Below are 4,478 nucleotides of genomic sequence, written 5' to 3' on the forward strand. Positions count from 1 at the left end.
GCCCCACGATGGCCGGCCACGGTGATACCGCCCGCTTCGGGTGGCATCACATTGGTCATCCATCACGGGGCAAAGGTTGCCTGATGCGGCACTAGAACACCAGCGACACCGACGCGCGCGGGGTGCAGCACATGACCGCCTGGTCGGTGGTGCGATCGCGCAGCAGATAGCGGGGCTCGCCTTCGGCGCAGCGCGCGCAGGGGCACACCTCGGACCGGTACAGGCCGTGCGCCTGGGCGAAACCTCCGGCGTACCTCACGAGCGTGCCATCCGGGATGGCGGGGTCCAGGTACACCCCGGGGACCTCGTCCCCATCGTCCGGAGCAGCGGCCGCGGCGGCCGCCGAGCGGTCCGGGGCCGGCCCCGCGTCGGCCCACCCGGCAGACCACTGCGAGCCCTCGTAGGCGACCTGGGACCAGCCGGGTACACCCAGCAGGGCGGCGAATCCGAACGCCACCTGCTCTCCGCGCTCGGGCGCCACGGCGACCGCCACGCACTCGAACACCGGGCGCAGGTCCAACGGGAGGAACGGTGCCGTGGCGACATAGGTGCGGCCGGGGATGAAGAACGGTGCCGAGTCCATGATCATGATCCAATTCGCGATGTGCGGTTCGACCCGGGGCGGGGGCCACCCGCCCCGGCGGGGCAACTGCCGTGCCGACGCTCCCCGGAAGGGGCGGGCGCGCCGCGCCCGCCCGGCTCCGTCAGGTGCAGTCCAGTCCGCAGCTGAGGCACACCAGAACCGCCCCGCCCAGCCAGACACCCCGGTCGCTGGTGTCCAGGCAGTCCTCCGGCCGCCGGGTCGCCCACGGGCTCTCGCCGTCGACCAGCACCACGTACCGTCCCCGGTTGACGGGCGTCCGGTAGGCGCCGCTACCGTGGCCGGTCACCGCCTCCATCCGGTAGGACAGCCCGGCGGGCAGCTCCTGCAGCGGCTCGGGCAGCACCTCGGGCACGGGGGCCCCGGCCAGCTCCGCCGCCACCTGCTGCGCCCAGCTGTGGACGTCCCTGCGCTCGAAGGTGGCGGGCAGCTCGTGGACCAGGTGGGCCGAACCACCGATGAACAGGTAGGCGGTCCGGCCCTCGACCACTACGGTCACGCGTCCGCTGCCGACGAACAGCGGGCGGGTGTCGCGGACCGTGCGGGCACCGGGTGCGGCCGGCTCGTAGAAACCGGACAGGTCGCCGGTCTCAAGGATCTGGTTCATGTTCTGGGTCCTCCCTGTTGTGCGGTTCGGGTGCCGCCGGTTGCCACCCGGCCTGACAAGAGAAAGACTACCACGAATAACGCATCCATGGTGTGTGATCCACGCCTCACCCCACCGGATTTTCCGCGATCACCGCCATGATCCGACGCACCGACGGTGCGTCATGAACCCTCGGCGCCTCGGGCGTCTGAGCCGTTCCCGACCGGAACAGCCGCACCCTGCCGGGCGCAGCACCCCACGAATGCCACGTGCGCTGGTACTCCCACCGCAACCCGTCCCGCCGGGCCTCCTCGTCCTCGGCGGGCCGACCGACCGTCACCGTGTAGAACGGCGCTTCGTCGTTCGCGCGGGCCCACTGCTCCAACACCTGCCACCTGTGAGCGCGGGCGTGCTCCACCAACCCCCGGCCGGCCTCGGGCACCTGGTATCCCGCCGGTGGCTCCGCCAGCAACTCCACCAGCCGGGCCCGCACCACCTCCAGCCGCTCCGCCTCCGCCGGACTCCGCTCGCTGATCCGCCGCAGCGCGCGGAACTCGGCCCGGACCTGGTCCAACTCCGACATCTCGCCGATCCCTCGGTTTGCGGGCGGGGCGCAGCGCCCCACCCTGCCTGCTCGTCCCCGGGGCGAGAACCGCCCGCCGGGGTGCGCCCCGCCCGGGGCGCAGCGCTTCGCCTTCTCGAACTTCTGGGGGCGGGGGCTGCGCCCTCCTGCCTCGGCCTGGCGGCCGATGCCGCCCCGGTCGGACTGCTGCGCCCTCCTGGGCGCGGGCGGGCGGTTGACGCCGCTCCGCTCGGCCCGGCGCTACGCGCCTGCTCCCGGCCACTGGCGGGCCCGGGAGTGGGGCGGGGAAGCTCCGGCCCACTCCGGCTCCGTTCAGCCCGCTACGAGCCCCGGTGAGTGGCTTCTTAGCCGCGCGCGGGCGGGGTCTTGCTGGTCTCGACGCTGTAACTGCCGCCGAGAGTCATCAGCTGCCGAATGTAGGTGGAAGCGGCCTGCTCCCCTTCGGCGACGTGGACGGTCCGGCCCTGGTCGGACGTGATGACGTAGAACATGGCTGCTCCTGGACGAGTGGGAAGTGTTCCGCAAGTGGCCCGGGGGGCGGGGCGGGACTCCCTTCCCCGCCCCCGGCGTGCTCGGTCAGCTGCTGAAGGCCAGGGAAGGGACGTCCTGCGCGGCGAACAGGGCGGGGGCCTCCTCGGCCACAGCCGGGGCCACGGTGGGCGCGGCTGCGGTCTTCTTCGGGGCCGCCTTCTTCCGGACCGTGTACGCGGCGTCGGGGGCGTGGAACGCCACCGTACGGCCGATCTTGAGCGTCCATCCGGCGGCCTTGAACGCCATCATGACGTGGGCGAGTGCCTGGGTCTTGGCGCGGCGGGTGAGAGAGTCAGCGAGCGTGACGCTGACCTGATCGGCGGTGTAGGAGAACTGAACTCGCTCGGAAACGCCCTGGGGGAGCATTTCCATCGCGCTGGTAACCACGGTGGAGGCGGCGGCGACAACGGCGGCGGCGGTCTTGTTCATGATGTTTCTCCGATTTCGTGGAAGGGTTTTTTTAGAACTTGGCCTGAATGCCGGGGGGTGGATTTATGACCCCCCGGCTGGAGGCAATGTCAGGCGGCGGTGAGGGCCAGCAGCCGGGCGCGGGTGGCCTTGTACTCGGGCTTGCGGGGCGCGTACCGCTCGGCGATCTGGCGGACCTGCGCGGGCGTGTAGCGGGTGGTGGGCTGCTCCTGGGCGGGGCCCTCGATGCTCCGGGTCGTGGTGCCCCGGATTCCCTCGATGCCCAGGGCCTTGACGACGGTGCGCATGCTGTTCGCGCACCCCTCGGCGGTCCGGCGGTCCATGTCGCTGGCGGCCAGCGTGTACGTGGCCAGGGAGCGGGGGCGGTGACCGAAGGTCTTCGCCAGCTGACCGGCGCGGCGGCGGTTGCGAAGGGTCTTGGCTGCCTTGCGGGCGCTGGGGATCATGTGGGGCCTCCATGCTCTAGCGGTTCGAGTGTCTTCCGGAAGCCATCCGGCCTGACAAGAGAAAGACTACCATGGATAACGCATCCTGCCAACACCTGGACACCGGGAGGGTCGGCGTCGGCTCGGCGGGGTGACTCCTGACGTAGCTCCTGACGTAGCTCCTGGCCTAGCTCCTGACGTAGCTCCTGACGCCACCACCCCCGGTCCGGCCTGTAGGTGGCATACGCCCAGCTCAGGGCGGCAACCAAGGTTCCCGGAAATTCTGACAACCCTCTCTGTGCGCCCCTCTCTTTTCTGTGGTGTGTGGGTGGTTGGGGCGTTGGTTGGGTTGGTGGGCCCTGCGGGGCTGTTTGTGGGGCCCTGGCGGGCCGGTCGGCCTGGCGGCCTGGGTGGGTGGCCGGGTCGGCCTGGTGAGCCTTCGGCTGGTTGCCGTGGCTGGTCTGTGGTTGTCGGCTGTGCGGTGGTGGGTGGCTGGTGGGTTGGTGGTCTCGGGTGGTGTCTGCCGTGGGTTACTCGGTGGCTTGTGGGGCTGTGTGCGGGTCGGTGGTGGCTGGTGGGTGTCTGGGGTGGTGTGGGTGGGTTGTGGGGGGTGCTGGCTGGCTTGTGGGTGGCCGGTCGGTGTGGTGGTGGCCACCGGCCACCGGTCGGGTCCTCGGTGTTGGGGTTGGTGGGATGTCCGGCGGGTGGTGCTGTGCCGTGGTGACGGGCTCTGGTGGTGTGCGTGGTGGTGTCGGGCCGTCGGCCCGGCGGGGTGGGTGCTGGTGGTGCCGGGCCATCGGCCTGGCGGTGTTCGGGGTGGTTGTGGGTGGTGGTGGGGCCGTTGGTCCGGTGGGTGTTTGGGTGGTGGTCGGGTGCGTATTCTTGTGGTGTTTCTGGGGGTATTCGTGGTGGCTTTTCCGGTGTTTTCCACGGTCCTTTTTTCGGGTTTGTGGTGGTGTTCCTTTTGCAAAGTGGTCTAGTCCAGCATTATGGGAATGTGCATTGTTTATGAGTTGGGTTTTCTGATGGGTTTTCTGGTGGGCTTTCTGGATGGGTTCGCGCCGGGTTCGCGCTGGGTTCGTGGCGGGGGTGCGGTGGGATGTCACGCGGTGGGATGTCACGCGGTGGGGGTGCGGTGGGATGCCGTGCGGTGGTGTCGTCGGGGTGTCGGTGGTGCTGCGCCGTGCCGGTCGGGCGGGTGGGCTGGACGGTGGGTTGGGTGCCCGTTCCCGGGGTGTCCGGGCCACCGGCCCGGTGTACTGCCCGGGGGTGCCGTACGGGCCCGTGCGGGGCTCTGTGCGGGGGTGGCGGACGTCCCGGGCC

General features: G+C 70.6%; 6 protein-coding genes. All 6 read right to left on the reverse strand.

Annotated elements, in window-relative coordinates:
* Positions 1 to 91 precede the first annotated feature (91 nt).
* Positions 92 to 583 carry a hypothetical protein gene (locus ACIRPK_RS36685; protein ID WP_403047252.1) on the reverse strand — a complete coding sequence of 164 codons (492 nt, stop codon included), beginning with the start codon at positions 581 to 583 and terminating at the stop codon, positions 92 to 94.
* Positions 584 to 704: 121 nt separating this feature from the next.
* On the reverse strand, positions 705 to 1,208 hold the full coding sequence (locus ACIRPK_RS36690; RefSeq protein WP_403047255.1) for a hypothetical protein: 504 nt from the start codon (positions 1,206 to 1,208) through the stop codon (positions 705 to 707).
* Positions 1,209 to 1,314: 106 nt separating this feature from the next.
* Positions 1,315 to 1,770 carry a hypothetical protein gene (locus ACIRPK_RS36695; RefSeq protein WP_403047257.1) on the reverse strand — a complete coding sequence of 152 codons (456 nt, stop codon included), beginning with the start codon at positions 1,768 to 1,770 and terminating at the stop codon, positions 1,315 to 1,317.
* Positions 1,771 to 2,114: 344 nt separating this feature from the next.
* Positions 2,115 to 2,261, reverse strand: coding sequence for a hypothetical protein (locus ACIRPK_RS36700; protein ID WP_403047260.1), 147 nt, complete (start codon positions 2,259 to 2,261; stop codon positions 2,115 to 2,117).
* A gap of 85 nt (positions 2,262 to 2,346) precedes the next feature.
* A complete protein-coding gene (locus ACIRPK_RS36705; protein ID WP_402878928.1) occupies positions 2,347 to 2,730 on the reverse strand; it encodes a hypothetical protein in 384 nt (127 codons plus the stop codon).
* An 89-nt stretch (positions 2,731 to 2,819) separates the two neighbouring features.
* Positions 2,820 to 3,176 carry a hypothetical protein gene (locus ACIRPK_RS36710; protein ID WP_402878931.1) on the reverse strand — a complete coding sequence of 119 codons (357 nt, stop codon included), beginning with the start codon at positions 3,174 to 3,176 and terminating at the stop codon, positions 2,820 to 2,822.
* Positions 3,177 to 4,478 lie beyond the last annotated feature (1,302 nt).

It is taken from the genome of Kitasatospora sp. NPDC101801, assembly GCF_044766665.1.
GTDB lineage: Bacteria > Actinomycetota > Actinomycetes > Streptomycetales > Streptomycetaceae > Kitasatospora.

Excerpts from the sequence above, each read along its gene's own strand:
- ACIRPK_RS36705 (WP_402878928.1), bottom strand. The coding sequence starts at position 2,730 with ATGAACAAGACCGCCGCCGCCGTTGTCGCCGCCGCCTCCACCGTGGTT.
- ACIRPK_RS36710 (WP_402878931.1), bottom strand. The coding sequence starts at position 3,176 with ATGATCCCCAGCGCCCGCAAGGCAGCCAAGACCCTTCGCAACCGCCGC.
- ACIRPK_RS36700 (WP_403047260.1), bottom strand. The coding sequence starts at position 2,261 with ATGTTCTACGTCATCACGTCCGACCAGGGCCGGACCGTCCACGTCGCC.
- ACIRPK_RS36690 (WP_403047255.1), bottom strand. The coding sequence starts at position 1,208 with ATGAACCAGATCCTTGAGACCGGCGACCTGTCCGGTTTCTACGAGCCG.
- ACIRPK_RS36695 (WP_403047257.1), bottom strand. The coding sequence starts at position 1,770 with ATGTCGGAGTTGGACCAGGTCCGGGCCGAGTTCCGCGCGCTGCGGCGG.
- ACIRPK_RS36685 (WP_403047252.1), bottom strand. The coding sequence starts at position 583 with ATGGACTCGGCACCGTTCTTCATCCCCGGCCGCACCTATGTCGCCACG.